The sequence below is a fragment of the Winogradskyella sp. genome (assembly GCF_013213835.1).
GTDB lineage: Bacteria > Bacteroidota > Bacteroidia > Flavobacteriales > Flavobacteriaceae > Winogradskyella.
In genome coordinates this window covers 565,507-591,079 of record NZ_JABSSU010000003.1, presented here as the reverse complement: position 1 = coordinate 591,079, position 25,573 = coordinate 565,507, and the positions used below count along the sequence as shown (strand labels likewise).

20 protein-coding genes are annotated in these 25,573 nt (G+C 33.7%); 9 read left to right on the top strand and 11 right to left on the bottom strand.

Annotated elements, in window-relative coordinates; all coding sequences use genetic code 11:
- Window positions 1–75: 75 nt before the first annotated feature.
- Together HRU50_RS05520 and HRU50_RS05515 are read left to right on the top strand one after the other, a co-directional pair.
- The gene (locus HRU50_RS05520; protein WP_296348996.1) at window positions 76–1,206 is read left to right on the top strand and encodes an AraC family transcriptional regulator; all 1,131 of its coding nucleotides are present in this window, start codon (window positions 76–78) and stop codon (window positions 1,204–1,206) included.
- Window positions 1,207–1,265: 59 nt separating this feature from the next.
- Window positions 1,266–2,663, top strand: a complete 1,398-nt coding sequence (locus HRU50_RS05515; protein ID WP_296348995.1) for a S41 family peptidase — start codon at window positions 1,266–1,268, stop codon at window positions 2,661–2,663.
- Between the two features lie 8 nt (window positions 2,664–2,671).
- On the opposite strand, the gene HRU50_RS05510 is transcribed toward HRU50_RS05515, so the two are convergent.
- Window positions 2,672–3,106 carry a hypothetical protein gene (locus tag HRU50_RS05510; protein ID WP_296348993.1) on the bottom strand — a complete coding sequence of 145 codons (435 nt, stop codon included), beginning with the start codon at window positions 3,104–3,106 and terminating at the stop codon, window positions 2,672–2,674.
- Between the two features lie 133 nt (window positions 3,107–3,239).
- Between HRU50_RS05510 and HRU50_RS05505 the strand changes: the two genes are divergently transcribed.
- Window positions 3,240–4,172, top strand: a complete 933-nt coding sequence (locus HRU50_RS05505; RefSeq protein WP_296348992.1) for a peptidylprolyl isomerase — start codon at window positions 3,240–3,242, stop codon at window positions 4,170–4,172.
- A gap of 103 nt (window positions 4,173–4,275) precedes the next feature.
- Window positions 4,276–4,974: a tetratricopeptide repeat protein gene (locus HRU50_RS05500; RefSeq protein ID WP_296348989.1), complete on the top strand. Its 699-nt coding sequence runs from the start codon at window positions 4,276–4,278 to the stop codon at window positions 4,972–4,974.
- Between the two features lie 47 nt (window positions 4,975–5,021).
- Here the strand turns inward: HRU50_RS05500 and HRU50_RS05495 are convergent, their stop codons facing one another.
- Window positions 5,022–5,648, bottom strand: a complete 627-nt coding sequence (locus tag HRU50_RS05495) for a YceI family protein (protein WP_296348987.1) — start codon at window positions 5,646–5,648, stop codon at window positions 5,022–5,024.
- Window positions 5,649–5,841: 193 nt separating this feature from the next.
- On the opposite strand from HRU50_RS05495, the gene hemN reads away from it, so the two are divergent.
- Both hemN and HRU50_RS05485 read left to right on the top strand, forming a co-directional pair.
- Window positions 5,842–7,206, top strand: a complete 1,365-nt coding sequence (gene hemN, locus HRU50_RS05490; protein ID WP_296348985.1) for an oxygen-independent coproporphyrinogen III oxidase — start codon at window positions 5,842–5,844, stop codon at window positions 7,204–7,206.
- An 11-nt stretch (window positions 7,207–7,217) separates the two neighbouring features.
- Window positions 7,218–8,051, top strand: coding sequence for a universal stress protein (locus tag HRU50_RS05485; protein WP_296348983.1), 834 nt, complete (start codon window positions 7,218–7,220; stop codon window positions 8,049–8,051).
- Window positions 8,052–8,169: 118 nt separating this feature from the next.
- On the opposite strand, the gene HRU50_RS05480 is transcribed toward HRU50_RS05485, so the two are convergent.
- The 8 genes from HRU50_RS05480 to HRU50_RS05445 form a co-directional block, all read right to left on the bottom strand.
- The gene (locus HRU50_RS05480; RefSeq protein ID WP_296348981.1) at window positions 8,170–8,871 is read right to left on the bottom strand and encodes a sulfite exporter TauE/SafE family protein; all 702 of its coding nucleotides are present in this window, start codon (window positions 8,869–8,871) and stop codon (window positions 8,170–8,172) included.
- A 7-nt stretch (window positions 8,872–8,878) separates the two neighbouring features.
- Window positions 8,879–9,325, bottom strand: a complete 447-nt coding sequence (locus HRU50_RS05475) for a FixH family protein (RefSeq protein WP_296348979.1) — start codon at window positions 9,323–9,325, stop codon at window positions 8,879–8,881.
- Window positions 9,326–9,361: 36 nt separating this feature from the next.
- Complete coding sequence (gene ccoG, locus HRU50_RS05470) at window positions 9,362–10,786, bottom strand: cytochrome c oxidase accessory protein CcoG (RefSeq protein WP_296348977.1); 1,425 nt, start codon at window positions 10,784–10,786, stop codon at window positions 9,362–9,364.
- Between the two features lie 28 nt (window positions 10,787–10,814).
- Window positions 10,815–11,804 carry a cbb3-type cytochrome c oxidase N-terminal domain-containing protein gene (locus tag HRU50_RS05465; RefSeq protein WP_296348976.1) on the bottom strand — a complete coding sequence of 330 codons (990 nt, stop codon included), beginning with the start codon at window positions 11,802–11,804 and terminating at the stop codon, window positions 10,815–10,817.
- Window positions 11,801–11,986 carry a CcoQ/FixQ family Cbb3-type cytochrome c oxidase assembly chaperone gene (locus HRU50_RS05460; protein ID WP_296348973.1) on the bottom strand — a complete coding sequence of 62 codons (186 nt, stop codon included), beginning with the start codon at window positions 11,984–11,986 and terminating at the stop codon, window positions 11,801–11,803. The genes HRU50_RS05465 and HRU50_RS05460 overlap by 4 nt, the downstream gene beginning before the upstream one ends.
- Window positions 11,987–11,990: 4 nt before the next feature.
- Window positions 11,991–14,195: a cytochrome-c oxidase, cbb3-type subunit I gene (gene ccoN / locus HRU50_RS05455; protein WP_296348971.1), complete on the bottom strand. Its 2,205-nt coding sequence runs from the start codon at window positions 14,193–14,195 to the stop codon at window positions 11,991–11,993.
- A 10-nt stretch (window positions 14,196–14,205) separates the two neighbouring features.
- A complete protein-coding gene (gene ccoS, locus HRU50_RS05450) occupies window positions 14,206–14,391 on the bottom strand; it encodes a cbb3-type cytochrome oxidase assembly protein CcoS (protein WP_296348969.1) in 186 nt (61 codons plus the stop codon).
- 74 nt (window positions 14,392–14,465) lie between these two features.
- Window positions 14,466–16,841, bottom strand: a complete 2,376-nt coding sequence (locus HRU50_RS05445; protein ID WP_296348967.1) for a heavy metal translocating P-type ATPase metal-binding domain-containing protein — start codon at window positions 16,839–16,841, stop codon at window positions 14,466–14,468.
- A gap of 111 nt (window positions 16,842–16,952) precedes the next feature.
- On the opposite strand from HRU50_RS05445, the gene HRU50_RS05440 reads away from it, so the two are divergent.
- A complete protein-coding gene (locus HRU50_RS05440; protein ID WP_296348965.1) occupies window positions 16,953–17,630 on the top strand; it encodes a Crp/Fnr family transcriptional regulator in 678 nt (225 codons plus the stop codon).
- A 19-nt stretch (window positions 17,631–17,649) separates the two neighbouring features.
- Window positions 17,650–18,810, top strand: a complete 1,161-nt coding sequence (locus HRU50_RS05435) for an alpha-hydroxy acid oxidase (RefSeq protein ID WP_296348963.1) — start codon at window positions 17,650–17,652, stop codon at window positions 18,808–18,810.
- A gap of 66 nt (window positions 18,811–18,876) precedes the next feature.
- Here the strand turns inward: HRU50_RS05435 and HRU50_RS05430 are convergent, their stop codons facing one another.
- Entirely contained in the window at window positions 18,877–22,095 is a 3,219-nt protein-coding gene (locus HRU50_RS05430) for a hypothetical protein (RefSeq protein WP_296348961.1), read from the bottom strand.
- Window positions 22,096–22,285: 190 nt separating this feature from the next.
- On the opposite strand from HRU50_RS05430, the gene HRU50_RS05425 reads away from it, so the two are divergent.
- Window positions 22,286–25,534 carry a caspase family protein gene (locus HRU50_RS05425; protein ID WP_296348960.1) on the top strand — a complete coding sequence of 1,083 codons (3,249 nt, stop codon included), beginning with the start codon at window positions 22,286–22,288 and terminating at the stop codon, window positions 25,532–25,534.
- The last annotated feature ends 39 nt before the right edge of the window (window positions 25,535–25,573 follow it).

The following is a 25,573-nucleotide window of genomic DNA, read 5'->3' as shown; positions in this document are numbered from 1 at the left end:
TTAATTGTTAAAAAAAAACAATAATTGGGATCCATTTAAGTTCTTTTTAACTCACTTGAAATTGAAGACATCCGTATGGTAACTTCTAATCCAATATTATTTACAATTATATGTGTTTTTGGACTTCAAGCAATAGTTCTTAGCGGTCTCATCTTAAGGAAAAGACCGAAAAGACAAGCTAATATTTTTTTAGCTTTAATGGTATTCTTTTATGCCTTAATTGGTTTAAATATTGTACTCGTTAATGTTTTAAAAGATTTTGATTTAATCTTTGTATTTAGATATATACAAATGGAAATGCTATTTGGTATTGGACCCTCCATATTTTTCTACACTAAATGCATAAGTCAGCCAAAGTTTAAGTTTCAAAACAAACATTTAGTTCATTTTTTACCGTTATTGATTGAGTTTATTTTTTATCGCACATCCATTTATCGTATTGGCTCAGATGGTTTGTATTTAGAAGAAATGCCAACCTATTCGTACATATATTTTACCCAACAATGGCTTGGGGTTTTTTCCATTTGGTTATATAGTATTCTTTCAATCATTGTACTTTCTAAGTACCATAAACGTCTCAAAAGTTATTATTCAAAGATTGAGAATTTATCTTTAAAATGGTTACAAACACCTATTATAATATACGTAAGCTACCATTTTTTATGGCGATTAATAACAGAAATAGATCGATTTGCTTTTGATAAAACTTTAAGAGAGTACTATTTTATACCCAATTTTGTGATTCTTGCTGCTGTGACTTGTTGGATTGGTTTTAAAGGCTACATTCAGAAAGAACAAGAAATTACTTATTATACTTCTAATACTAACAATTCAGAAAAGTTAATCATCAAAGAAAAAGATAAAGAATTTTTATCAATGCTCCAGAATTTGATGGAAACAAAAAAACCATTCTTAAATCCAGATTTAAATTTAACAATGCTTTCTGAAATGATAGAATTAAAACCAAAACAGTTATCAACTAAAATAAATCAAAACTGTGAGAAGAATTTCTACGATCTAATTAATTCCTATAGAGTGGAAGCATTTAAAGAGAGATTACAATCTGAGAATCAATCAAAGATGTCATTACTAGGTCATGCGCTAGAATGTGGTTTTTATTCTAAGTCTACATTTAATAGTGCTTTCAAGAAGATGACTCAACAAACGCCAAGCGAGTATCTTAAGAGTTTGAAAAAAGAGTCCTAATGGAAGCATTCGGTCGCGAGTACTTACCTAAGTGACTAAGTTTGCAATAAAAAAATACAATGAAGGTGATAAGTATCTTTAAGATTAAAAATGTAATTAGAGTTTTAATTCTCTCAAATAGTTTAATCGTATTTACACAAAATTTCTCAAAACAAGATGTTATTTCAGATCTCGACTATTTGAGATCCTCCTTGGAAAGGACACATTTTGATTTATATCATCATATAGCCAAAGAAGACTTCGTTAAAAAATATAATGAAGTTAGAATGGAAATCGCAGAAGATAGCCTTTCGTACTTTGAGGTGGCCATGCTTTTTCAAAGGCTAGTAGCAAGTGTAAACAACGGGCACACAAGAATAGAATTTTATGATCAGGTACAATCTTATGTTGCTCATATGGATAAAAATGGAACTGTATTTCCCTTAGAACTTGCCATAGAGGATAATCGAGTATATGTAAGAAGAAATTGGTCAGACAATAGAGGTATAAAAATCGGATCGGAAATCAAATCAATAAATGGTATTCCGATAAAGGAGGTCCTTGATCGCATATATCCATATGTCTCTGCTGAACGCAAATATTTTCGTAATGCATTGATAGAGAGTTTTACATTTCCTAGATATTATTGGCGCGTATTTGGGGAAAAGAATGCATTTGATGTAGAAATTAGTGAGCAGAATAGTTTAAAAAGAATTAAGATTAAGGCAATTGAAGCAAATACATATGAATCTAAATGGAAAAGTATCATTAAAAACAATAGGGTATTAGAGTTTTTAAGTGCATCTGTTGCTTATCTAAGACCAGGTAGTTTTGGTGGAGATTTAGATAAGTACAAAAAGTTTATAGATTCCTCCTTTACTGAAATTAATAAACAGAATTATAGTGATTTAGTCATTGATTTAAGGAATCACTCTGGTGGTGATGATATATACGGCGATTATTTGGTCTCTTATTTTGCTGACAAACCATTTCAATGGAATTCTAAATTTCAACTAAAAACTAGCAGTTTATTGAAGGAAAATGTGATAAAAACAAAGGATACTACAAATGTGTATTGGCAAGCATTTTTGAATCATAAAAATGGAGAAATTTTTAATTACAATTTTAGCCCTTTTGAACCTCAAGAAAAATCAAAGAGATTTAAAGGAAAAGTATACGTCCTAGTCAATAGACATTCTTATTCTCAGTCTACAGTTACAGCAGCTCTAATAAAAGACTATAATTTTGGTACAATAGTAGGTGAAGAAACAGCTGAATATCCAACTTTATTAGCTTCTATATTTACCTATAAGCTTCCTTTTACCGGTATTAAAGTAGACGTTCCTAAAGGAAAAATATATAGAATTAATGGTGAAGAAAGTCGCAATGGTCTTATACCACAAATAATTATTAGAGACCATCTTTTAGATGAAAAAGATGAAATTGTAGAAGGCCTTTTAAAAAGATTAAAGAGATAAATTGATTATTAGTTATCAGATCTCGTTTTATATTTTTTAAACAAAATCTCTTGCTTTTTAACTTTTAAAACAATCTCTTTAAGCTTAGCGTTTTGCAGTTTTTTAATATCAGACTCTTCAATCTGAAAATCTATGCTGGTAGCATTTCTGCCTTTAGTTTCCGTTGGACTAGATTCAAATTCTAGGGAATCTGAGCTCAACGTTAATTCAAAATCGTTACCTTTAAATGTCAGCGTAGCACCATTTTTTACTTTCGTGCTAAGGTCACCAACAATTACAGTTTGAAAGAATAAATAGCCACCAAGTTCATTCATACCAGAGAAAAGTACATTTGATTCCGATATACCATAAGGCTTGTGTTCAACAGACGCTATTATTGCTTCAATTGTATCCTCAGATGCTATTTTATCTCTACCTAATAATTTTGAAAATGAAAACCCCATGAAAATAAATTTTGCCAAAGCTACATAAAAAATAATTTTTTAAAAGTCAAAAGCCGATAGCAAAATCCTAACTCATAATTCGTAAATCGTAAATCATTGATTATCTTTGCGGCCTTAAACAAAAGACAAAAACATGCAAGACGGTTTATACGCAAAATTCAACACCTCAAAAGGTGAGATATTAGTGAATTTAGAATTTGAAAAAACACCTGGAACAGTTGGTAACTTTGTGGCTTTAGCAGAAGGAAATATGGAAAACTCGGCTAAACCTCAAGGTAATCCTTACTACGACGGATTAAATTTCCATAGAGTAATTCCTGATTTTATGATTCAAGGTGGATGTCCACAAGGAACAGGAACTGGTAATCCTGGTTATAAATTTGATGATGAAATTCATCCAGATTTAAAGCATGATGCACCTGGGAAATTATCTATGGCAAATGCTGGTCCTGGAACAAACGGAAGTCAATTCTTTATTACGCACGTAGAAACACCATGGTTAGATGGCAAGCATACTGTTTTTGGCAATGTAGTAGAAGGACAAGATGTTGTTGATGCTGTTGCACAAGGTGATAAAATTGAAAAATTAGAAATCATCAGAGTTGGTGCAGATGCAGAAAATTTTAATGCTATTGAGGCGTTTAGAGTTTTTGAAGGTGCAAGAGAAGCACGTATTGCTGCTGAGCGTGAAGCTGCTAAAGCTGAGTTAGATAAACTTGCTTCAGGTTTTGAAGAAACAGCTTCAGGTTTACGTTACCAAATCATCCAAAAAGGTGATGGTAAAAAAGCTGAAAAAGGAAATATGGTTTCTGTACACTATAAAGGACAATTAGCTGATGGAACTGTATTTGATTCTTCGTACAAAAGAAATGCACCTTTAGATTTTCAAGTTGGTGTAGGACAAGTAATTCCTGGTTGGGATGAAGGTATTTGTTTATTAAATGTTGGTGATAAAGCACGTTTAGTAATTCCTAGTGACTTGGCTTATGGCGCAGCTGGTGCTGGTGGTGTTATTCCACCAAATGCAACTTTGGTTTTTGACGTAGAATTAATGGCTATTAAGTAGGACTTTTTGTAATAGTCGTAACATATTTTAAATAAAATCGTCTCACTTTTAGTGAGACTTTTTTGTTTCAAATAATTTGTCATTTAACCAAACCAATCAAAAAATGAAATCTAAACTTCTATTACTTGTATTTACGCTATTCATATTGGGCTGCTCAAATTCTGTTGAATTTACAGAAGAATATAAAAATGAAACTTCAGGCAAGTATTTATATCATCCAGACGAAATAATGACAGTATCTTATGACGGTAATAAGATCTTTTTCAATTTTAAAGGCGGAAAAATAGAACCAGTTGTTTTGAACGACAATGAGTTTTTTATTCCAGATATGTATAAGAAATTTCAATTTGTTGAACATCCTGAAACTAAAGTGATGTACTTATCTGTAATCTCTAAAGATGATGAAACCAAGATTTCTTATAATTACAAGAAATTATCGGATGACTATAAGACACCGAGTCAGTATCTTAAAGAAGGAAATTATGAGAAAGCTCTTGCTGGTTATCTAGAAATTAAAGCTCAAGATTCTACAAGTTCTTATATTGAAGAATGGGAATTCAATCGCATAGGTTATAGGCATTTAAGAGATGAAGACTATCAAAAAGCTATAGATGTTTTTACTTTAAACACTAAACTTCACCCAAATAGTGATAATGTTTATGACAGTTTAGCAGATGCATACCTACAAAGTGGTGATAGCTTGCAGGCTTATAATAATTACAGAAAAGCTCTCGAGAGAAACCCGAATAATTTTAGAGCTGAGAAGTATTTAAAGGCTTATCTTTCAGAAGAGGACAAATAAAAAAAGGTGCGGTAATTACCGCACCTTTTTTTATTTAGTAATTGAGTTTAGTTTTTTCTTAGGTAAGTGCTAACTTCAATACCAACTTCTTCCCATGTTTTACTGATACCATCTGGTCCTTTATGTAATTCGTAGCAAACTTTGTTTAAGGACGCTAAAGCATCTAGAGCATTCCAGTCTTTAAGTTGCATTACGGCATTCATAGTTACACGTCTTTCATCGGTAATATTAACTTCAAGTGGTAAGTCTTTAGTTTCGCCGTTCATAGTTAAGGTAGCTGTATAGGCACCGTCAACATGATTTACTTTTCCTCTAATAAGTTCTGTGTTTAACATAGCGCCAAAAAAGAACTCCTTAATTTTGGCATCTCTACCTTCATCCTTTGTAAAAAGGCTTTTAACCGGAATAGAAAACTCTAAACCATTAAGTGCTTCTACCGCTGTTGCACCTTGCTTATTTTCAAAATTCACTGTAGTAAACTCTCCACCTACAGCTTTCTTTTCTGTTGTTTTATAAGCTGTCCATTTTACCTTTGTAGCTTCTGGTTTTGCAACAAATTTGATAGTGCTTTCCGCTGATGTTTCAGCAGTTTTTGGCTCATTTTCTTTTTCATTTTTACAAGCTGTTGTCAGTATTAGCGTTATGGCTAAAGCTGCTAATTTAAAATGCTTCATGTGTCGTTTGTTTTTGAAGTAAAGTTAAGCATATCACAGTTTACTTCCAAGCTATTTTCCTTATAAAGAAAGCTTTGATCTAATGTTTTGCTATTATTTATTGATGAGGAAAAAAGCCTATTTAATAACATATGACAAAAGTCATAATTTAAGCTATAGAGCACATGTATCTTTGACACGTAATTACATAGGTATGAGTTATAGTTTAATAGATAAGTACAACGTTGCTGGGCCACGCTACACCAGCTATCCAACAGTACCATACTGGGATATTGAAACGTTTTCCTTAGCTAATTGGAAGCAATCATTAATTAAATCTTACGAAGAAAGTAATACAGACGAAGGTATAAGTTTGTATTTGCATTTACCTTTTTGCGAAAGTTTATGCACCTTTTGTGGATGTCATAAACGAATCACCAAGCGTCATGAGGTAGAATTACCGTATATAAATGCTCTTTTAAAAGAATGGAAGCTTTATCGAGATATATTAAATAAAAGACCAAAAATTAAAGAATTGCATCTCGGTGGAGGAACACCTACCTTTTTCTCACCAGAAAACCTCAAATTATTAATTTCAGAATTATTACGAACATCTGATGTTGATGATAATTATGAATTTAGTTTTGAAGGTCATCCAAATAACACAACAAAAGAACATCTTCAAACTTTATACGATTTAGGTTTTAGACGTGTGAGTTTTGGGGTTCAGGATTATAATCCAATGATTCAGGCTGCCATAAATAGGGTTCAGACTTTTGAGAATGTTCAAAAGGTAACCCAACTGGCTAGAGAGATTGGTTATACGTCAGTGGGACATGATATCATTTTTGGATTACCATTCCAAAAGGAATCAGATGTATTACAAACAATCACTAAAACCAAATTAATTAAACCAGATCGACTCGCTTTTTACAGTTATGCACACGTGCCATGGATAAAAGGTAATGGTCAACGTGGTTTTAAAGACGAAGATTTACCAAGTGCAGAAAGCAAACGATTGCAATATGAAATGGGTAAATATTATCTTCAACAAGCAGGTTTTACTGAAATTGGTATGGATCATTTCGCCTTAAAGAGTGATTCACTTTATGAAGCTGCAAATAACCAAAAGATGCATCGAAATTTTATGGGCTATACAGCCTCCAAAACGCAACTTATGATTGGTTTAGGTGTTTCAGCTATCAGCGATAGTTGGTATGGTTTTGCGCAAAATGTAAAGTCAATTGAAGATTATTATCAATTATTAGAAGAAGATACCATACCAGTATATAGAGGACATATTTTAAATGAAGAAGATTTAATCATTAGAAAGCATATTCTTAATCTAATGTGTCACTTCGAAACGTCGTGGTTAAATGGCGATATGACCTTTACTGCATTACCTGAGACATTGGTGAAATTAAAAGAATTTGAACAAGACGGTTTATTAACTTTTGAAAGAAAAAAGATAACTGTAACTGAAAAAGGGAAACCTTTTATAAGAAATATTTGTATGGCTTTTGATTTGCGTTTGCAAAGAAAGAAACCTAATACCCAATTATTTTCCATGACAATTTAAATCTGGAAAAGATGAAAAAAATTATTGTACCTGTCGACTTTTCTGAGCATTCAGAGTTTGCCTTAGAGGCAGCTGCCAATATTGCTCGTAAACATAAATCAGAATTATTTGTATTACACATGTTAGAACTTTCTAACGCAATAATTTCTGCTGATAATGAGTCCTTAAACGAAGAAGCCACATTTTATGTAAAACTGGCTGAACAAAAATTTGAAGCTTTTTTAGATAAAGTTTACTTAAAGGATCTAAAGGTTACTCCAATTATAAAGCATTTTAAGGTTTGGCGAGAAGTGAATGTTGTTGCCAATGACAATGGTGCAAATCTTATTGTCATGGGATCTCATGGTGCTAGTGGAGTTAAAGGTGCTATAGTTGGCTCAAACACCGAGAAGGTAATAAGACACTCTGATGTGCCTGTACTTGTTATAAAACATAATCCAATACTTTTAGACTTTGATAATGGCGTGTTTGCAAGTGACTTTTCTGAAGAAGCTATAAGACCTTATCTCAATGCTAAGGTAACCTTTGGAAAGATTGGTGCTAAGATGCATTTAGTCTATGTAAATTCACCAGATGGTAACTTTAGAAGTTCAGCAGAGATTGATAAGCGAGTGTCAAACTTCCTGAAAAAAGCAGATGGTCATTTAGATAATATGGCGAATGTGCATGTGGTTTCAGATTATTCTATCGAGAAAGGAATTTTAAACTTTTCTAATACAATAGGTGCTGATTTAATTGCCGTAGCTACACACGGAAGAAAAGGTTTAGCACATTTCTTTGAAGGTAGTATATCAGAAGATGTCGCCAATCATTCAACCTTACCTGTAATGACATTTAAAATTTAATAGTAGTTCTTGATATTATTAGTTAGTTCGTAAAATAAAATATCAAGTAAAAAAAACGCCGAAGCAATTAGTCTTCGGCGTTTTCTTTTATATAACAGTTAGTTAATTAGTTTACTTTTTAATGACAATTCATTTGACTTGTAGCTATTTCAACCACAGGACTTGGTGAAATGTAAGGTATGCCAAGACCTAGGCCTCTTAAAATGAATAAGACACCAATAATCACTACAAATACTGGAATTGCTTTTTGAATACGTTGTTTAATGGTTTGGTTTAAAAATTTACCCAAATAAATGGCACATGTCATTAATGGAATAGTGCCAAGACCAAAAAGTATCATGTAAATACTACCTTCTAATAAGCTTCCAGTTGCAATAGCGCCAAAAACAGCCATGTAGACTAATCCACAAGGTAAAAATCCATTAAGAAACCCAATGGTTAAAAAAGTATCTGCTGTTTTCTTTTTTAAGGCTGATCCTAAGCTTGATTTAACTTTAGATATGAGTCTATTTAAGGGTTTAGATAAATTGTATTTACCTATAGTCTTATAAGGAATTATAACAAGTATAATCATTAATATTCCCACAGCTATAGACAGCTGTTGTTGCATTCCGAATATGTAAAGGCTTTTACCAACTAGACCAAAAACTAAGCCTATTAGACTATAAGAAATAAGTCTACCAATATGGTAGATGCTAATTTGGCTTATTTTTTTAAAGGAATTGGAACGATCTACAGGAAGCATAAAAGCTATTGGCCCACACATGCCTACACAGTGTAAACTACCCAATAAACCTAATATAAATGCTGAGTAAAGCATAATTTACTTAGTATGTTATTGCCTCTTTAAATAGGTACGATTGATTGTTGTGCTGCCAGTCAATTTTAATGTTCCAACGACCATCCAGTAAACGATTGTCAGGTATGAGCAAATTGTGGTTAGATAGAGAAATAGGCGTTTCAATATCTAGGTGTTTATTAGATGGTCTGTATAGGAACACTGTACCTTGAATGTTTTCTATATTTAGTTCTTGAGGGAATGTAAAAACAATACCTTCATTGGTTTTTTTCCAAGTGATATTTGTTGCAAGTTTTTTAGCATTTTTTTCTTTGTCTATATCTGTTTGAAATGCTAATTCTTGTTGGTAGTAATCTTCAACTACTAAGTCGTGGTCGTATTTGTCGTCTGTAGCCATGTTTACTACAAAATACATGATGAATCCGATAAAGCCTATAAATGCAATTACAATTGCAGTTCCCCAATTTACTTTCATAACATTACTATTTTAATTAGCCTTAATACTTATTTTTTAATTATAACTTCGAGGCCCTAAAAAGGACACCGAAGTTGTTTCAATCAATTGATCACCACTATAAACATCTATGGTTACTTTGTTTTTGTCACCAGATAAATCACTTTGCTTTAACTCGATAAATAAGGTGCCTTCTGCTAATCCATTTTCTTTTACTTCAAATGTGTTCGTTGTAGAAACTAATTTAATTTCTCCGGCAATGCCTCTAAGTTTAAAACTTACATCATTAATATCTTCAGTGGTTTTATTTACAAGTTTGTAGGTGTACACATTGCTAATAATGTTATTGTCTTTATGTTCATAAAGCTGTCCTGGTAATCTTAATATTCTAGCTTCAACATCATTTCTTAGTGCTAACATACCTAATAGTACTCCAATCAATATTACATGAACTGCAATGTAACCTTTCATGCGAGCGGTTAGCTTAAAAGACTCTTTCTTTTCAATATTGTTTTCACTTGCATAACGGATAAGACCTTTAGGTTTTTTTATCTTCTCCATTATGGTATCGCACTCGTCAATACATGCTGTACAATTCACACATTCTAATTGTGTACCGTTTCTTATATCAATTCCTGTAGGGCAAACGTGCACGCATTGAAAACAATCTATACAATCGCCATGACCTAAGGCTTCTCTATCTTCATTTTTTCTGAATTTCTTTCTACCATTTTCGCCTTCACCACGTTTGTGATCGTAAGCCACAACTATTGATTTATTGTCTAAAAGCACACCTTGTAACCTTCCGTAAGGACAAGCAATGATACAGACTTGCTCTCTAAACCAAGCAAAAACAAAGTAGAATACAGCTGTAAATATTAGTAGCGGAATTAAAGTGCCCATATGTTTCATTGGACCTTCAACGACGTAATTTATAAGCTTATCACTTCCAATTAAATAGGCTAAAAACACATTAGCAATTAAAAATGAAATCACTAAAAAGATAAACCATTTAAGCAGACGTTTTCTTATTTTTTCTGCATCCCATTTTTGTCTATCTAAACGCATTTGTTTGTTGCGGTCACCATCAATCCAAAATTCAATGCGTCTAAATACCATTTCCATAAAAATGGTTTGTGGGCAAATCCATCCACAGAAAATTCTACCAAATCCAACGGTAAATAGTGTGATAAAAACCACACCTATTATCATAGAGATTACAAATAGGTGAAAATCTTGTGGCCAAAATGGGAAACCAAAGATGTTAAATCGTCTTTCTAGGACATTAAACATCAAGAATTGGTTTCCGTTAATTTTTATAAATGGCGCTGCAAATAAGAAGGCCAAAAGAAAGTAACTTACGAGCTTTCTTTTTTCCCAAAATGGTCCAGAAGGCTTCTTTGGAAAAATCCAATGTCTATTTCCTTCTTCATTTATGGTTCCAATAGAGTCTCTAAAGACTTCGTTTGGTGGTGTTTCCATTTTACTTTGCAGCTATTGAATTATTAGTCTAGTTAGATGAAGTTATAGTGGTATTTTCCACAGTAACTTCTTCAGTGGTGTCTTCAGCTGGTGTTTCTTCAGTCTCTACATTATCTTCTGCAGTTTCTTCAGTTGTAGCAGACTCATCAACCCAAATGTCACCTTCAGCAGCTTTAGGGTTTGCTGGTGTTGTACCTTCAAATTGTAAAACATAGCTTGCTACTTGGGCCATTTCAAGTGGTTTAAGGTTGGCTTTCCAAGCAACCATTCCTTTTCCGTCTCGACCACCTTCAGAAATTGTTCTAAAGACGTTCTTAATACCACCACCAAGAATCCAATGTTTGTCTGTTAGGTTAGGGCCAATTCCTCCACCACCATCTGCCATATGACATGCCACACAGTTGGTTTCAAAAATTGATTTACCAGCATTTAAGTCAGAAGACTCAGTAAGTAACTCAACGGTATTAACATCTACTAAGTTTTTAGCCGTCTTTTTGTACTCTTCAATTGCTCTATTGGCTTCAGCATATTCTATTTCGTATTCCGCAAACTGATCGTCTGCATTAAAAATATGATACTTTGCTAGGTAAACTACTGCAAATACTATAGTAATATAAAAACCATACAACCACCAAGGTGGAAGACTGTTGTCTAATTCTTTTATACCATCGTAGTTATGATCTAAAATGATCTCACCTTCTTGCTCAATAGGTTTAGAACCCAGAAGTTTCTTATACGTATTTTGAACCCATAATGACAGTTTAGAAGGTGCTGCTTTTTGTGCATCATATCTTGCTTTACCTTCTGCATCTAGACTTTGATATAAGATATTGTCCATTGTGCTTACAATACCTTCTATTGCAATTAGAAATAGTAATACAAGTAATAGGAATAACATGATTACTGGTTGGGCTAAGAAGGCTGGCTCATCACCAGAATCTACAAAGTATTCTATAAGTCCTGCAATAGTGAAAAACACTACTGGAACTCTTATGTATGATGGAATTAAATGTCTCATTGTTTAGTATCGTTTTGGTTGTCTAATGGTATATTACTTACAGTGTTTATGTAATCCTTTTTCGCAGTGATTACCCAATAAAATAAGGTCACAAAAAAGATGAAAAAGATTAAGAGCGATATTAATGGGTAGATTTCTATCCCAGTAATACTTTCCATATGATGTTTTACAAATTTTAGCATAATCTTATTCGTTTGAAGCAGTTTCTTCTATGATTTCTTTTACTTTAATATCTGTACCAAGACGTTGCAGATAAGCAATAAGTGCAACAATCTCTCTGTTTTTCATTTCTACAAAGTTCTCACCGCCAGCTGCTTTATCCGCTTCGTATGATTTTGCAAAATCAGGATCACTATAAAGGTTTTTCTCAATTTGAGCACCTTGTTCTAACATTGATGCTTGTGCATTAGCAATGTCTTCCTCAGAATACGGAACACCAAGACTCACCATAGCTTCCATTTTCTTTTCGGTCATAGACTTATCCAGTTTTGCACCTTCACCAACAATTAACCATTTGTATGCTGGCATAATAGAACCTGTAGATGTACTTTGTGGGTCGTACATATGGTTAAAGTGCCAGTTGTCGTTATACTTACCACCTACTCTATGTAAGTCTGGTCCTGTACGTTTACTTCCCCAAAGGAATGGATGATCATAAACATATTCACCAGCTTTAGAATATTCACCGTATCGTTCTACTTCACTTCTAAACGGACGAATCATTTGAGAATGACAGCCAACACAACCTTCTCTAATATAAATGTCTCGACCTTCAAGTTCTAGAGGTGAATATGGTTTTACACTACTTATAGTTGGAATGTTAGATTCAACGACCAGCGTTGGAATAATTTGGACAATACCACCAATTAGAATAGCAACAGTAGCATAGATAGTTAATAATACTGGTTTACGCTCTAACCAAGTGTGCCAACCTTCACCAGCAACTCTTTTCGCAGATACACGTTGCAATGCAGGTGCTTCAGCCAATTCATCAGTGACCTTAGATTTAGCTCTTACTATAGTTACAATAACATTGTATACTAAGATTAACATACCAGCTAAGTAAAGTGTACCACCGATTGCACGCATCCAGTACATTGGGATAATTTCAGTTACAGTTTCTAAGAAGTTACCGTAAACGATGCTTCCATCCGGATTAAATTGTTTCCACATACTTGCTTGAGTAAATCCAGCTACATACATAGGAAGTGCATATAAGATGATACCAAGTGTACCAATCCAGAAGTGAACGTTAGCTAACCCAATAGAGTGTAGTTTTGTTTTGAATAAGCGAGGTATTAACCAATAAATCATACCAAATGCCATAAAACCATTCCATGCTAATGCACCAACGTGCACGTGAGCAATAATCCAATCTGTAAAGTGAGCGATGGCATTTACATTTTTTAATGAAAGCATTGGGCCTTCAAACGTTGCCATACCATATCCAGTAATGGCTACTACCATAAATTTAAGGACTGGGTCTGTACGTACTTTATCCCAAGCACCACGTAGTGTTAATAATCCGTTTATCATACCACCCCAAGAAGGTGCAATTAACATTACAGAGAAAGCCACACCTAAATGTTGTGCCCATTCAGGTAAAGCAGTATATAATAAGTGGTGAGGTCCAGCCCAGATATAGATGAAAATTAATGACCAGAAGTGTACAATAGAAAGTCTGTATGAATATACAGGTCTATTTGCAGCTTTTGGTACAAAGTAATACATCAATCCTAAGAATGGTGTGGTTAAGAAGAATGCAACCGCATTATGTCCGTACCACCATTGCACTAATGCATCTTGTACACCTGCGTAAACAGAATAACTTTTAAGTGCACTTACTGGTAGTTCTAAACTATTAAAAATGTGAAGAACCGCAACAGTTACAAATGTTGCGATATAGAACCAAATTGCAACATAAAGGTGACGTTGACGACGCTTTAAAATTGTACCAATCATATTAATACCAAAAACTACCCAAACAAGTTCAATGGCGATATCAAAAGGCCATTCTAGTTCGGCATACTCTTTTGAAGTAGTAATACCTAATGGTAAAGTAATTGCGGCACCAACAATGATTAATTGCCAACCCCAAAAATTAATATTACTTAGCAAATCGCTAAACATTCTTGCTTTAAGTAGTCGCTGCATAGAGTAATATATACCAGCAAATAATGCGTTACCTACAAAGGCAAATATTACTGCGTTAGTGTGCAGTGGTCTTAAACGTCCAAAACTAAGCCATGAAATTCCGTCTGTCATATTTGGGAATAAAAACATGAAGGCTAGTATTAGCCCAACAAGCATCCCAACAACTCCGAAAATTATGGTGGCGTAGAGGAATTTTTTAACGATTTTGTTATCGTAGTAAAATTGTTGCATTTCCATATTGAATAAATTAGTCGGTTTTTGTTTGTATTGATTTATTAGTGTTTTCTTTTACGAGTTCGTCTTCGAACAGCATACGTACTGATGGTGTATAGCTATCATCGTATTGACCAGATTTAACAGCCATTAAAAAAACGATAAAGAAAGCCACACCAACAATGACGCTTACAGTTAAGACAATATATATAACACTCATACCTATTTGAAGTTATGGGTCAAAAATACTTTTGATCCTTTTTTTAAAACATGATATTTATCATGTGGTTTTTTTTATTTCAGTTTTTGTCCTAAAATATTGGTGCAAATCGTTGTAAACACTACAATACTTATAGAGCTTAACGGCATTAAAATGGCAGCAACAACTGGTGCTAATTGTCCAGTTACTGCAAAGTATAATCCAATGACGTTGTATATAAATGAGAGTACAAAGCTCCATTTTATGATTTTTATTGCTGACTTCGATGCTCTAATAAATCTGTATAAATCGCTAAATTTTGAAGCATCTAAAATGGCATCACAGGCAGGCGAGAATACATTGATATCTTCAGAAATTGCTATACCAACATTACTCTGTGCTAATGCACCAGCATCATTAAGTCCATCACCAATCATAAGGACTTTTGCACCTTCAGATTGATGAAATTTTATAAAGTCTAATTTGTCTTCTGGTTTTTGATTGAAGATGAGTTTGGTTTTCGCCGGCAATAGCTTTTTGAGGTTTTCGCGTTCACCTTCATTATCACCAGACAGAATAACCAAGTCATTATCTTTCTTCAATAGATTGAATAACTTCGAAACACCTTTTCTATAACTGTTGTAGAATGTAAATTTTCCTTTGTACCTGTCATTACTACTAATATGAACAGTAGTGTTAAGTGTTGAGGTATTTGTATTGTTACCGACAAAACTTGCCGAACCTATCTTTAGATTTATATTGTTATGTTGAGCCTCAATACCTTTACCAACATATTCTTGATAATTGTCAAGAGTGACAATGTTGTGTTCATCAAGAATATTATATAAGGTTCTACTTAATGGATGGTTAGACCCACGAAGCGAATTTTTTAAAACTAAATTTTCAGAATCAGAAAGTTTTAATCCATCATAAACAGCATTGCTACTTTTGTTAGAAGTTATGGTTCCTGTTTTATCAAAAATAATCGTATTGATTTGCGCAAGTTGCTCAATGACACTTGCATTTTTAATGTAAAACTTAAGCTTTCCGAATATTCTTAGAAGATTACCAAAAGTAAATGGCGCAGAAAGTGCAATAGCACAAGGACAAGCAATAATAAGTACAGCTGTAAAAACATTCATAGCCTTGCTGGCATCAGCAAATAACCAATATGATGTTGCTATAACTGCAATTGTTAAAATGGCATAGGTGAAATATTTACTTATAGAATTTGTAATATTGGTAAAGCCATCTTCTTTATCTTTATTAAAAACATCGTTACTCCATAACTGAGTGAGATAACTTTGCTCAACAGATTTAAGTGTTTCGATTTCTATAACACCAGAGGTTTGTTTTCCACCAGCAAAAAGTTTATCACCAGATTGTTTGGTTACGGTTTGTGATTCCCCAGTAACAAAACTGTAATCAATTTTACCTCTACCATTAATGAGGATGCCATCTACAGGAATTAGTTCTTCGTTTCGAATTAATAAACGGTCACCTTTTTTAATATCGTAAACCTGAATTGAATTCTCGGTACCATCTTTTTCTATCTTGGTAACAGCAATTGGAAAATAGGATTTATAGTCGCGTTCAAAGGATAAGAAATCGTATGTTTTTTGTTGAAAATACTTCCCAACAAGAAGAAAAAATACGAGCCCTGCTAAGCTGTCAAAAAAGCCGGAACCAATATCAAAGGCAATTTCAATAGTACTTCTAATGAATAACACAGAAACGCCGAGAGCAATTGGTACATCTATGTTTAAAAGTTTTGCCTTTAATCCTTTATAAGCTGAAATAAAGTAGTCTTGTGCCGAGTAAAACACCACAGGAACCGATAATGCAAACATCAACCAACGGAACATATGTTTGTATTGTTCTAACCAATATTCATTGATTTCAAAATACTCTGGAAAAGACAAAAACATAATATTTCCAAACCCAAAACCTGCAACACCAAGTTTGTAAATAAGTGTTCTATTGATGTGTTTTTTACCAGATTTAAAGTCGTCTAAGCTTATATAAGGTTCGTAACCAATAGAACTTAATAATAGCACTATAGATTTTAAATCAGTGTCTTGAGATTTATAGGTGACGCGTACGGTTTTCTTACCGAAATTAACCTGAGAATCAGTGATGTTAGGGTTAAGTTTCTTTAAGTTTTCTAATATCCAAATGCAAGAACTACAATGAATATGAGGAATGTAAAGTGTAGCGATTTCAATATCGTCACTTCTAAATTCTGTAAGTTGTTCTATGATATTTTCTTGTGATAAGAAATCGTATTTACCTTCTATTTCCTTCGGAACTGCTCCTGGTGAGTTTTGTAAATCGTAGTAACAAGTTAAGTCATTTTCGTTAAAAATCTCATAGACAGTTTTACAACCATTACAACAAAACGATTTTTCTTGAAACGAAATAGGGTTAGTACCACAATCGTCACCACAATGAAAACAGGTGTTGTTTTCCATTTTTTATTTGCTCAATTATACCTGTAACAAAAGTCACATTATATTAAAGGATATAATATGATATTTGTCATGTAATTTTTATATTTGATATAATCACTATAATCAATTGGTATGGGTAAATGTGAATCGTGTATTATTAAAGAGTTTAATGCGTTAAAGTCTTTATCTACAGACGAATTAAGGCGCGTCTCTGCATGTAAAACTGGTAAATTATATAAAAAAGGTCAGCCTGTTTTTGAAGAAGGAGACACTATAAATGGTGTTTATTGCGTTAAAGATGGCGTTTGTAAATTGACAAAACTGAGCGAAAATGGTAAAGATCAAGTTGTCAAACTTGTAGTTAAAGGTGGGCTATTAGGTAAGCGTTCACTTGTAACTGAGCAAAAATCTAATCTGAGTGCTACGGCATTAACAGACATGGAAATGTGCTTTATACCAAAGAGTGAAATTATGTCAGATCTTCAAAAGAATCCTAAATTCACTATGGATGTACTAAGAGGTATGGCTCAAGATTTAAAAGAGTCTGACAACACTATTGTTAACATGGCTCAGAAGTCTGTTAAACGCAGAATGGCAGAAATCTTAATGTACGTGCATGATAGTTTTGGTACTGATGAAGACGACTTCTTAAATATAATTTTATCTCGTGAAGATTACGCAAACATAGTTGGTACAGCTACAGAATCTGCCATTAGAATTTTATCTCAATTCAAAAAAGAAGGTTTAATTTCTACCAAAGGAAAACAAATCAAAATTGACAACTATAAAAAGTTGCAATGGATTGAGTAGAGATTTCTAGTTTCATTTAATGTCTTACGAAAAGTATAAAACCAAACTTTCTAATCAATTTCCTGCAATAGAGGATTTGGCAATAAAAGCCAAAAAAAGAATTCCTGAAGTTGCATGGGCATATTTAGAATCTGGTACTGGTGATGAGGATTTACTAAAACGAAATAGAGCTGCATTTAATGCCATAGAATTTACCCCAAGGTTTTGCAAAGGACACATAGAAGCTGATACTAGTATTCAACTTTTAGGTAAGAAGTATGCATGTCCAATAGGTATATCTCCAATAGGATTAACTGGATTAATATGGCCTCGAGCAGAACTTATTCTTGCTGAAGCAGCCAACCGATTGCAAATTCCTTTTTGTCTAAGTACGGTAGCAACGGAAACACCTGAAGAAGTAGGTAGCGTAGTAGGAAACCAAGGCTGGTTTCAATTATATCCACCAAAGTCTTTAGACCTGGCTTTTTCAATTTTAGATAGAGCAAAAAAATCTGGATTTCATACACTTGTAATTACTGCAGATGTACCTATGGCAAGTAGGCGTGAACGCACTAAACGTGCTGGTATGCAAATGCCACCAAAGATGACTCCAAAACTTACATGGGATGGTATTAAACATCCTGTATGGTCACTTAAAACCATACAAAGAGGGTTGCCTAGATTAAGAACTATTGAAGATTATGTGGGTAAAACCGATTTTAAATTTGTAAGCGGCTTTGTTGGCAATCGTTTAGGTGGAACATTAGATTGGGATTATTGCAAAACACTCAAAGCGTATTGGAAAGGAACTGTTATTATTAAAGGAATTTTACATCCTGAAGATGCTTACCAAGCTATAAAAATAGGATTAAATGGTATTTGGGTTTCTAATCATGGAGGACGTCAATTTAATGGTGCACCAGCTTCTATTAAAGCGCTTCCTGAGGTTGCAAAGGCTGTAAATAAAAGAGTTCCTATTTTATTAGATAGTGGCGTAAGAACTGGTTTAGATGTTATGCGTGCGCTGTCTTTAGGTGCTGATTTTGTAATGATAGGTAGGCCTTTTCTATATGGTGTTGCTGCACTCGGTAAATGTGGTCCCGACCATGTAACACACATACTCACCGATGATTTAAAAAATAATATGGTTCAATTAGGCGTGGAATCTATTAATGAGCTCAAATCATTAAGTCTAGGATAAGTAATTATTAAATAAAAAAGCCGTTTGAAGGTAATCAAACAGCTTTTTTAAAACTTACAATTTTATTTAATCGATACTAAATACCTTGGTTTCTTTAAAAGGATTCACTGCTATATTTTCCATTTTGCTTTGATATGCTTTCCATTTTTCAGTGAAAAAGTTATTGGTTTCACCCAATAGTTCATCTAATGCATCTTTAGCTTGTTTAATAAGTGTGTTCTCTGTAGATGTCAATCCATTTTGACTTTCACCAACATACCATTGCGCTGTGCCTAATCTTTGCATTGGCGTAACTTCAGGATTCCTAGTTATTCCTTGTCTTTTATCTACTTTACCTAAAAACTTATCAATTAGACTGTCTATAGTCTTAATGGTCTCTTTTGATAAGTCAATCTGTGTTTTGTACAATTCTTTATCGTGTTTAGACAATTTCTGTTTATAGTTTTGCGCTATCGTTTTACTTTCAACCAACTGTTTAACAGCATCAGCAGCCGTTTGCTGTAACTGTTCAAGTTGCTTACTGGCATTGTAAACTTCATTGATATTATTTTGTGATATATTTAAACGTGGGTCAGACGCAACTTTAATTGTAGTTTCAGAGGTTTTATCGCCATAATGCAACACGGCTTTGTATGTACCTGGTTTTACTGAAACTCCACCTGGCTCTCTGTTTCTTTTTCTAATAGTTCTTGAAGGATAGTCAACTCCCGATTCGTTCATATACCAAGTCCACTTATGAAGTCCATTTTCTTTTGGCGCTTTACGTTTTAGCGTTCGTATTAAACGTTCTCCATCATAAATTTTCAATGTTAACGAATCCCATCTTACAGTTTTTTCATTTTTGGAGGCTGAGGTATTTGAAGCCTCTTTAATTTCATCGTCGTTCGCTTTGAGAGCCTCACTGTCCGATTGTTCTTTTTTATTGAATACATAAGTAAATCGTGCTCCGACGCCACGATTTTCACCATGGTATAAAGCATCGCCACCAAAACGACTACCAGTTGGTTGTTGGTAAGCTGCTTGGTAAGCAGTTGGTGTATCAAAAAGTTGAATGTTAGCATTTATAACTTCCTTATTCGCTGCTATTGCTCTTAGAGGTCTTATGTCATCTAATACCCAAGCAGCTCTACCAAATGTACCAATGATTAAATCATGTTCTCTTGGATGAATCACTAAATCTTTTACAGATGTTGTTGGGAAACCTTCGGTCCATTTTGTCCAATTTTCACCAGCATCAATGGTTATGTATAAACCATCATCAGTTCCTAAGAACATTAGGTTAGGTTCTATAAGGTCTTCAACAATAGCTAGTGCATAACTTTTAACGTCTTTATCGTCAACAATTCGTTCCCAAGTTTTGCCGTAATTTTTAGTTCTGTAAACATATGCGGAGTAGTTAAAACGTCTATAATCGTTTGCTACAAGCAGCGCTTCACCTTTATTCTTGTTTGACGCTTTTATTTGAGGAATCCAACTGCCTTCGGGAAGATCTTTAATATTTTTTGTAACATCTATCCAACTGCTTCCACCGTCAGTGGTATAATGCACACGACCATCATCTGTGCCAACCCAAAGCATGTTTTTTTCTACGGGTGATGGTTCAATAACTAAAATAGAACAGTGATTTTCTGCACCTGTGGCATCCATTGTTAAACCACCACTTTCTCCTTGTTTTTGTTTTTCAGGATCATTCGTGGTTAAATCATCTGATATTATGGTCCAAGTTTCTCCTTTGTCGGTTGATTTATGTACAAACTGACTACCAAAATAGATAGTGCTATTATCAAAAGGGTCAATATTTATTGCTGAATTCCAATTAAATCGCAATTCTACATCAGGTTCTGGATGTGTAGGTCTCACACTATAATTATTACCTGTTTGCCAATCATAACGACTTACATAACCTTGTTGACTCATAGACCAACCATAACGAGAATCATCCTTATCTGGTACCACATCAAAGCCATCACCAAAACTTATTTCTTGCCAATAGCTGTTTCTAATGCCTTGTGAGCGCCATACATAAGCTGGTCCACGCCATGAGCCATTATCTTGCATACCACCATAAACATTGTATGGGAATTCATTATCTACGGCAATGTGATAGAATTGTGCCACAGGAAGATTACCAATAAAACGCCATGTTTTGCCACCATCTTTTGTAATGTTCATTCCGCCATCATTGCCATCAATCATAAAGTTTCCATTTTCAGGATGAATCCACCACGCATGATGGTCTGGATGCACACCATTACTAACACCATAAGCAGGCATTAATTGGGTGAAGTTCTTTCCTCCATCTTCAGACACATTAACGTATGTAAAAATGGAATAGACTCTATTTTCGTTTTGCGGATCTACATATATTTCAGAATAATAAAATGGTCGGTTACCAATATCATTTTTGTCATTTATCTTTTTCCATTTAAAACCACCATCTTCACTTTTGTATAAAGCATTTTTTTTAGCTTCTACTAGAGCATAAACTACATTGGGTTTTCCAGGTGCTATGGCAACACCAATTCTTCCTAGGTCACCTTTAGGAAATCCATCATCTTCTGTGATTTTTTTCCATGTTTTTCCGCCATCATGCGTAATATGAAGACCAGAACCTTTTCCGCCAGATTTAAAAAACCAAGGATCGCGCTTGTGTTCCCATAATGTCGCAATAAGTTTATTAGGATTTGAAGGATCCATCACCAAATCAGCAACACCAGTTTTGTCGTTAGCATAAAGGATTTTTTTCCAAGTTAAACCACCATCTGTTGTTTTATAAACGCCACGTTCTGGATGAATGCCCCAAGGCGAACCAATGGCACCAACATAGACCACATCTGGATTTGTTGGGTCAACGATTATTCTATGAATATGTCTAGTGTTTTCAAGACCCATTGCCATCCATGATTTTCCGCCATCTATAGACTTGTAAACACCATATCCGCCATTAAGCGAATTACGAGGATTTCCTTCTCCTGTACCAACCCAAATGACACTTGGATTAGATTGCTGAATTTCAACAGCACCAATAGATGCAGTTAGCTCTTCATCAAAAATAGGTTCCCATTTTATGCCACCTGAAGTCGATTTCCAAAGTCCACCAGAAGCAGTGCCAACATACATAATATCTGGATTGTTAACCACAACATCTATCGCTGTAACACGACCAGACATGCCGCCAGGACCAATATTTCTTGGTGCCATGTTTTTAACTAAATCCATTGAAAGCTTTTGTGCAGAAAGCGATCCAATAACAAGGAGTAGAAGTAGAGATATGTGTTTTCTCATAAATTTAAAGTTAGTTTAGTTGTTGCATAAAATTAAGGAAAAAGGCACTATAGATTCACAAAAGGATGTTAATCTATTTTTATAATGATTGAAGATTGAAATACGATTTTTGATATCTTTAATGACAACATAAAGTCTGTTTTGGCTTTGTTTTTGTACCTAGTAACTTGTTGATTAGAAATCAGAATACATGAAATCCGCTTTTTTATTCAAAATATATATCATTCTTAGTGTTGTTTGTATTCAATTTAGTACTGCTCAAAAATCTAAGATAGAAATACAATCTGCTCATGCTGGTCATATCACTTTTGCTAAAATTGATAGTGTGCAAAACGTGCTGGTATCTTATGGTAGTTTTGATGATAAATCTGTAAAGTTTTGGGATTTGTCTACCGGTAACATGATGAAAGTTATTGATAATGACGTGCCAATTTCTAACATACAGATAGATGCAGATAAGGGATTGACATACATATCCAACAAGTATGGTATTAAAGCTATAAGTAATAAAAAATTAAGTGTCGTTAAAGAATATAAGATACAATACCTTAAGAACTTTGTGTATTTCCCTAAGCATGAAACCATCTATTACGTTGCTGGCACTGAAGAATTTAATGGTGTTAATACATTTTATGTGTTAGATATTACCACTGGCAAGCACATAGAATCTAGTTCTAAATGGCCAAGTCAAGGTTACCCTAACAAAGCCAAACTGGTTGGTAGCAACAATTTTATTGAGTTTAAAACTAACTTTTTAGAAAACATATATTTTGATCCTGCGTCTGGTCAATTCGTGAATTTTAATAGCAACCATCTAGGCTTTTTTAGTAATTATGATTTGTTATATGCTGATATCGTTGATGAAAAACAAGTGAAGCTTATTAGATATAACGCCAGAAATGAAAAAGTGGTTTGGGAAAAGCTGATAGATGTTAAAGACACCAAACTTATAGGAAGAACACAAAGCATACAAGCTGTTTTTACACTTGATGAATCTGGGATTTGGGTGATGACCTCTACATCTGATGTTTTTGAGTTGGATGCTAAAACTGGTGAAGTTAAAGGAGTGATGACTTCAGATAAGTACAAAACTAAGATTATAGCAGACAATAATTATGTGTACATCTTAGAGCGCACATCGAGTTCTCTTAAAGCTTCAGGATATTTTAATAAATACAAACGCTATAGTAATATACCATTAGCAACCTATGGTTACTCAATTTTTAATGCTAATAGGTTTGAACCTTTTTTTACTTCTAAAGAAAACGGTTTTGTGTTTAATGACCTAAGTGGGAATATTGGCTCTTTTTCAATTAATCCTCATGGTATTCAATTGAGTAATTACCTAACACAATACAATCAAGATATTGGTTTAAGTGGAAAATTTAAAATAAATGAAGAAACAAAGCAGGTTTTTTACTGCATGGGTAAAAAAGAAGGTATTAAATCATTTAAGCTTAATAAGACTGAAAGTTTTAAACAACATTTTATTTCAGATAATCAAAAACAGAAAGCAATTATTGATTCCAAAGATGAGTTCGTAATTGTACGAGGAGACAAAAGTTTTGATGTATATGATAATGCTACCAGTAAAGGACAAACCATAGCAATAGAAAATGTAAATACTATTGTAGGTTTTAATACTGCTTTTAGTGAACATCAGTTTGCTATTCTGTTGAACGATGAAGTTGTTTTTGATCAAGAATATAAGCGAAGAATAGATGTTTATAACAAGCGCACTAAGAAGTTATTATGGCAAAAAGAAGGCGATTATGATAATGTAATGTTTATAGGTGATGGAAAACAGCTAGCAGCCTTTAATATCTCTAAACAAGATTTTGAAATTCTTAATGCAGAAACAGGAAAATTAGAACGTTCGTTTAAAGTTTCTGATATCAGTTTTAGCGATAGTGTAGATTTGAATCCTTCAGAAAGCTTTATGTTAGTGTCTGGATATCGTAAAGATTTAAGCATATACAATCTTGTAACTGGTGAAAAAATGACAAGTACAAATCAGTTTAATGAAGACTATTCTAAAGCTAGTTTTATCAATGATGATGTGTACATGTTATTAATCAATGGGCATTTTAGATTTTATAATGTTAATACGCATCAAGAGTTATTGAGATTGTATATTTTTTTGGATAATGAATGGTTAGCACATGCACCAAACGGACAGTTTGAAGGTTCACAAAAAGCATGGAATAGAGTCATTTTTACTAAAGGAACAGAAGTTGTGCCGTTAAATCGGGTGTTTACACAGTTCTATACACCAAATTTGGTGTATAATGTATTGCAAGATACATCTAGAATTAATTCAGATTTAGACATTTCAAAGTTAAATAAAGCGCCAGTAGTTTCAATAGATTTAGTTGATGGAAAACGAAATGTTAAAACAGATGAAGGAACTATTGACGTAGAAAAAGAAGACTTGTCTATTACGCTTTCTGCAGATGCGTTTAATGATGATGTTAAAGAAATTCGACTATATCAAAATGGTAAACGTATTTTATTAGATAGTAATTTAGAAGATGCTTCACTCAAAGTTGATTTGCAACTGATTGAAGGTGAAAATAAAATTGAAGCTATTGCTGTAAATAGTCAAGATACTGAAAGTGCACCAAGAACTTTGCGCGTAAGAAAGAGAAAGAAGGCACAAGAAGACAATAAGAATATCAATTTACATCTTGTAACTATCGGAATTGATAAGTACAAAAACCCTAAGTATAATCTCAATTATGCGGTTGCTGATGCAGAAGGTTTTAATGCTTCCATTTCATCAGGAATAAAAGCTTTAGTACCAGACATTATTACATACGAGATTAAAGATTCTGAAGCGAATAAGAAGAAAATTATTTCAACTTTAGAAACCGTATCTAAAAATGCCAAGCAAGAAGATATTTTAATCTTTTATTTTGCTGGTCATGGTGTTATGAGCGAAGGTCAGCAGAAAGAATTCTATCTTATTCCTCACGATTTAACTCAATTTTACGGCAATGATGATGCTCTAAAACTCAAAGGAGTTTCGGCAGCAGAATTAAAAGCGTTGTCTAGCAATATTTTAGCTCAAAAACAATTGTTTGTATTAGATGCATGCCAAAGTGCAGGAGCTTTAAATAGTCTCATTGCTCGTGGAGCGGCAGAAGAAAAGGCCATAGCGCAATTAGCAAGAAGTACCGGTACGCATTGGCTTACTGCTAGTGGCTCAGAACAATTTGCTACGGAGTTTGCCGAGTTAGGTCATGGTGCATTTACATATGCATTATTAGAGGCATTATCGGGCAAAGCGGATAGTGGCGATTCAAAAATAACTGTCAATGAAATTAAGGCTTACATAGAATCTCGCGTTCCTGAACTTTCAGAACAATATAAAGGGACGCCACAGTATCCGTCAAGTTTTGGGTTTGGTCAAGATTTTCCTGTTAGTGTCAAGCAGTAAGGATTTCGATTTTATTCTGACAGTTAATTAAATGTTAGA

Excerpts from the sequence above, each read along its gene's own strand:
- HRU50_RS05430 (WP_296348961.1), bottom strand. The coding sequence starts at position 22,095 with ATGAGAAAACACATATCTCTACTTCTACTCCTTGTTATTGGATCGCTT.
- HRU50_RS05460 (WP_296348973.1), bottom strand. The coding sequence starts at position 11,986 with ATGCTAAAATTTGTAAAACATCATATGGAAAGTATTACTGGGATAGAA.
- HRU50_RS05485 (WP_296348983.1), top strand. The coding sequence starts at position 7,218 with ATGAAAAAAATTATTGTACCTGTCGACTTTTCTGAGCATTCAGAGTTT.
- HRU50_RS05520 (WP_296348996.1), top strand. The coding sequence starts at position 76 with ATGGTAACTTCTAATCCAATATTATTTACAATTATATGTGTTTTTGGA.
- HRU50_RS05465 (WP_296348976.1), bottom strand. The coding sequence starts at position 11,804 with ATGAGACATTTAATTCCATCATACATAAGAGTTCCAGTAGTGTTTTTC.
- HRU50_RS05505 (WP_296348992.1), top strand. The coding sequence starts at position 3,240 with ATGCAAGACGGTTTATACGCAAAATTCAACACCTCAAAAGGTGAGATA.
- HRU50_RS05445 (WP_296348967.1), bottom strand. The coding sequence starts at position 16,841 with ATGGAAAACAACACCTGTTTTCATTGTGGTGACGATTGTGGTACTAAC.
- HRU50_RS05425 (WP_296348960.1), top strand. The coding sequence starts at position 22,286 with ATGAAATCCGCTTTTTTATTCAAAATATATATCATTCTTAGTGTTGTT.
- HRU50_RS05440 (WP_296348965.1), top strand. The coding sequence starts at position 16,953 with ATGGGTAAATGTGAATCGTGTATTATTAAAGAGTTTAATGCGTTAAAG.
- HRU50_RS05475 (WP_296348979.1), bottom strand. The coding sequence starts at position 9,325 with ATGAAAGTAAATTGGGGAACTGCAATTGTAATTGCATTTATAGGCTTT.
- HRU50_RS05495 (WP_296348987.1), bottom strand. The coding sequence starts at position 5,648 with ATGAAGCATTTTAAATTAGCAGCTTTAGCCATAACGCTAATACTGACA.
- HRU50_RS05510 (WP_296348993.1), bottom strand. The coding sequence starts at position 3,106 with ATGGGGTTTTCATTTTCAAAATTATTAGGTAGAGATAAAATAGCATCT.
- HRU50_RS05500 (WP_296348989.1), top strand. The coding sequence starts at position 4,276 with ATGAAATCTAAACTTCTATTACTTGTATTTACGCTATTCATATTGGGC.
- HRU50_RS05515 (WP_296348995.1), top strand. The coding sequence starts at position 1,266 with ATGAAGGTGATAAGTATCTTTAAGATTAAAAATGTAATTAGAGTTTTA.
- ccoN (WP_296348971.1), bottom strand. The coding sequence starts at position 14,195 with ATGGAAATGCAACAATTTTACTACGATAACAAAATCGTTAAAAAATTC.
- ccoS (WP_296348969.1), bottom strand. The coding sequence starts at position 14,391 with ATGAGTGTTATATATATTGTCTTAACTGTAAGCGTCATTGTTGGTGTG.
- HRU50_RS05480 (WP_296348981.1), bottom strand. The coding sequence starts at position 8,871 with ATGCTTTACTCAGCATTTATATTAGGTTTATTGGGTAGTTTACACTGT.
- ccoG (WP_296348977.1), bottom strand. The coding sequence starts at position 10,786 with ATGGAAACACCACCAAACGAAGTCTTTAGAGACTCTATTGGAACCATA.
- hemN (WP_296348985.1), top strand. The coding sequence starts at position 5,842 with ATGAGTTATAGTTTAATAGATAAGTACAACGTTGCTGGGCCACGCTAC.
- HRU50_RS05435 (WP_296348963.1), top strand. The coding sequence starts at position 17,650 with ATGTCTTACGAAAAGTATAAAACCAAACTTTCTAATCAATTTCCTGCA.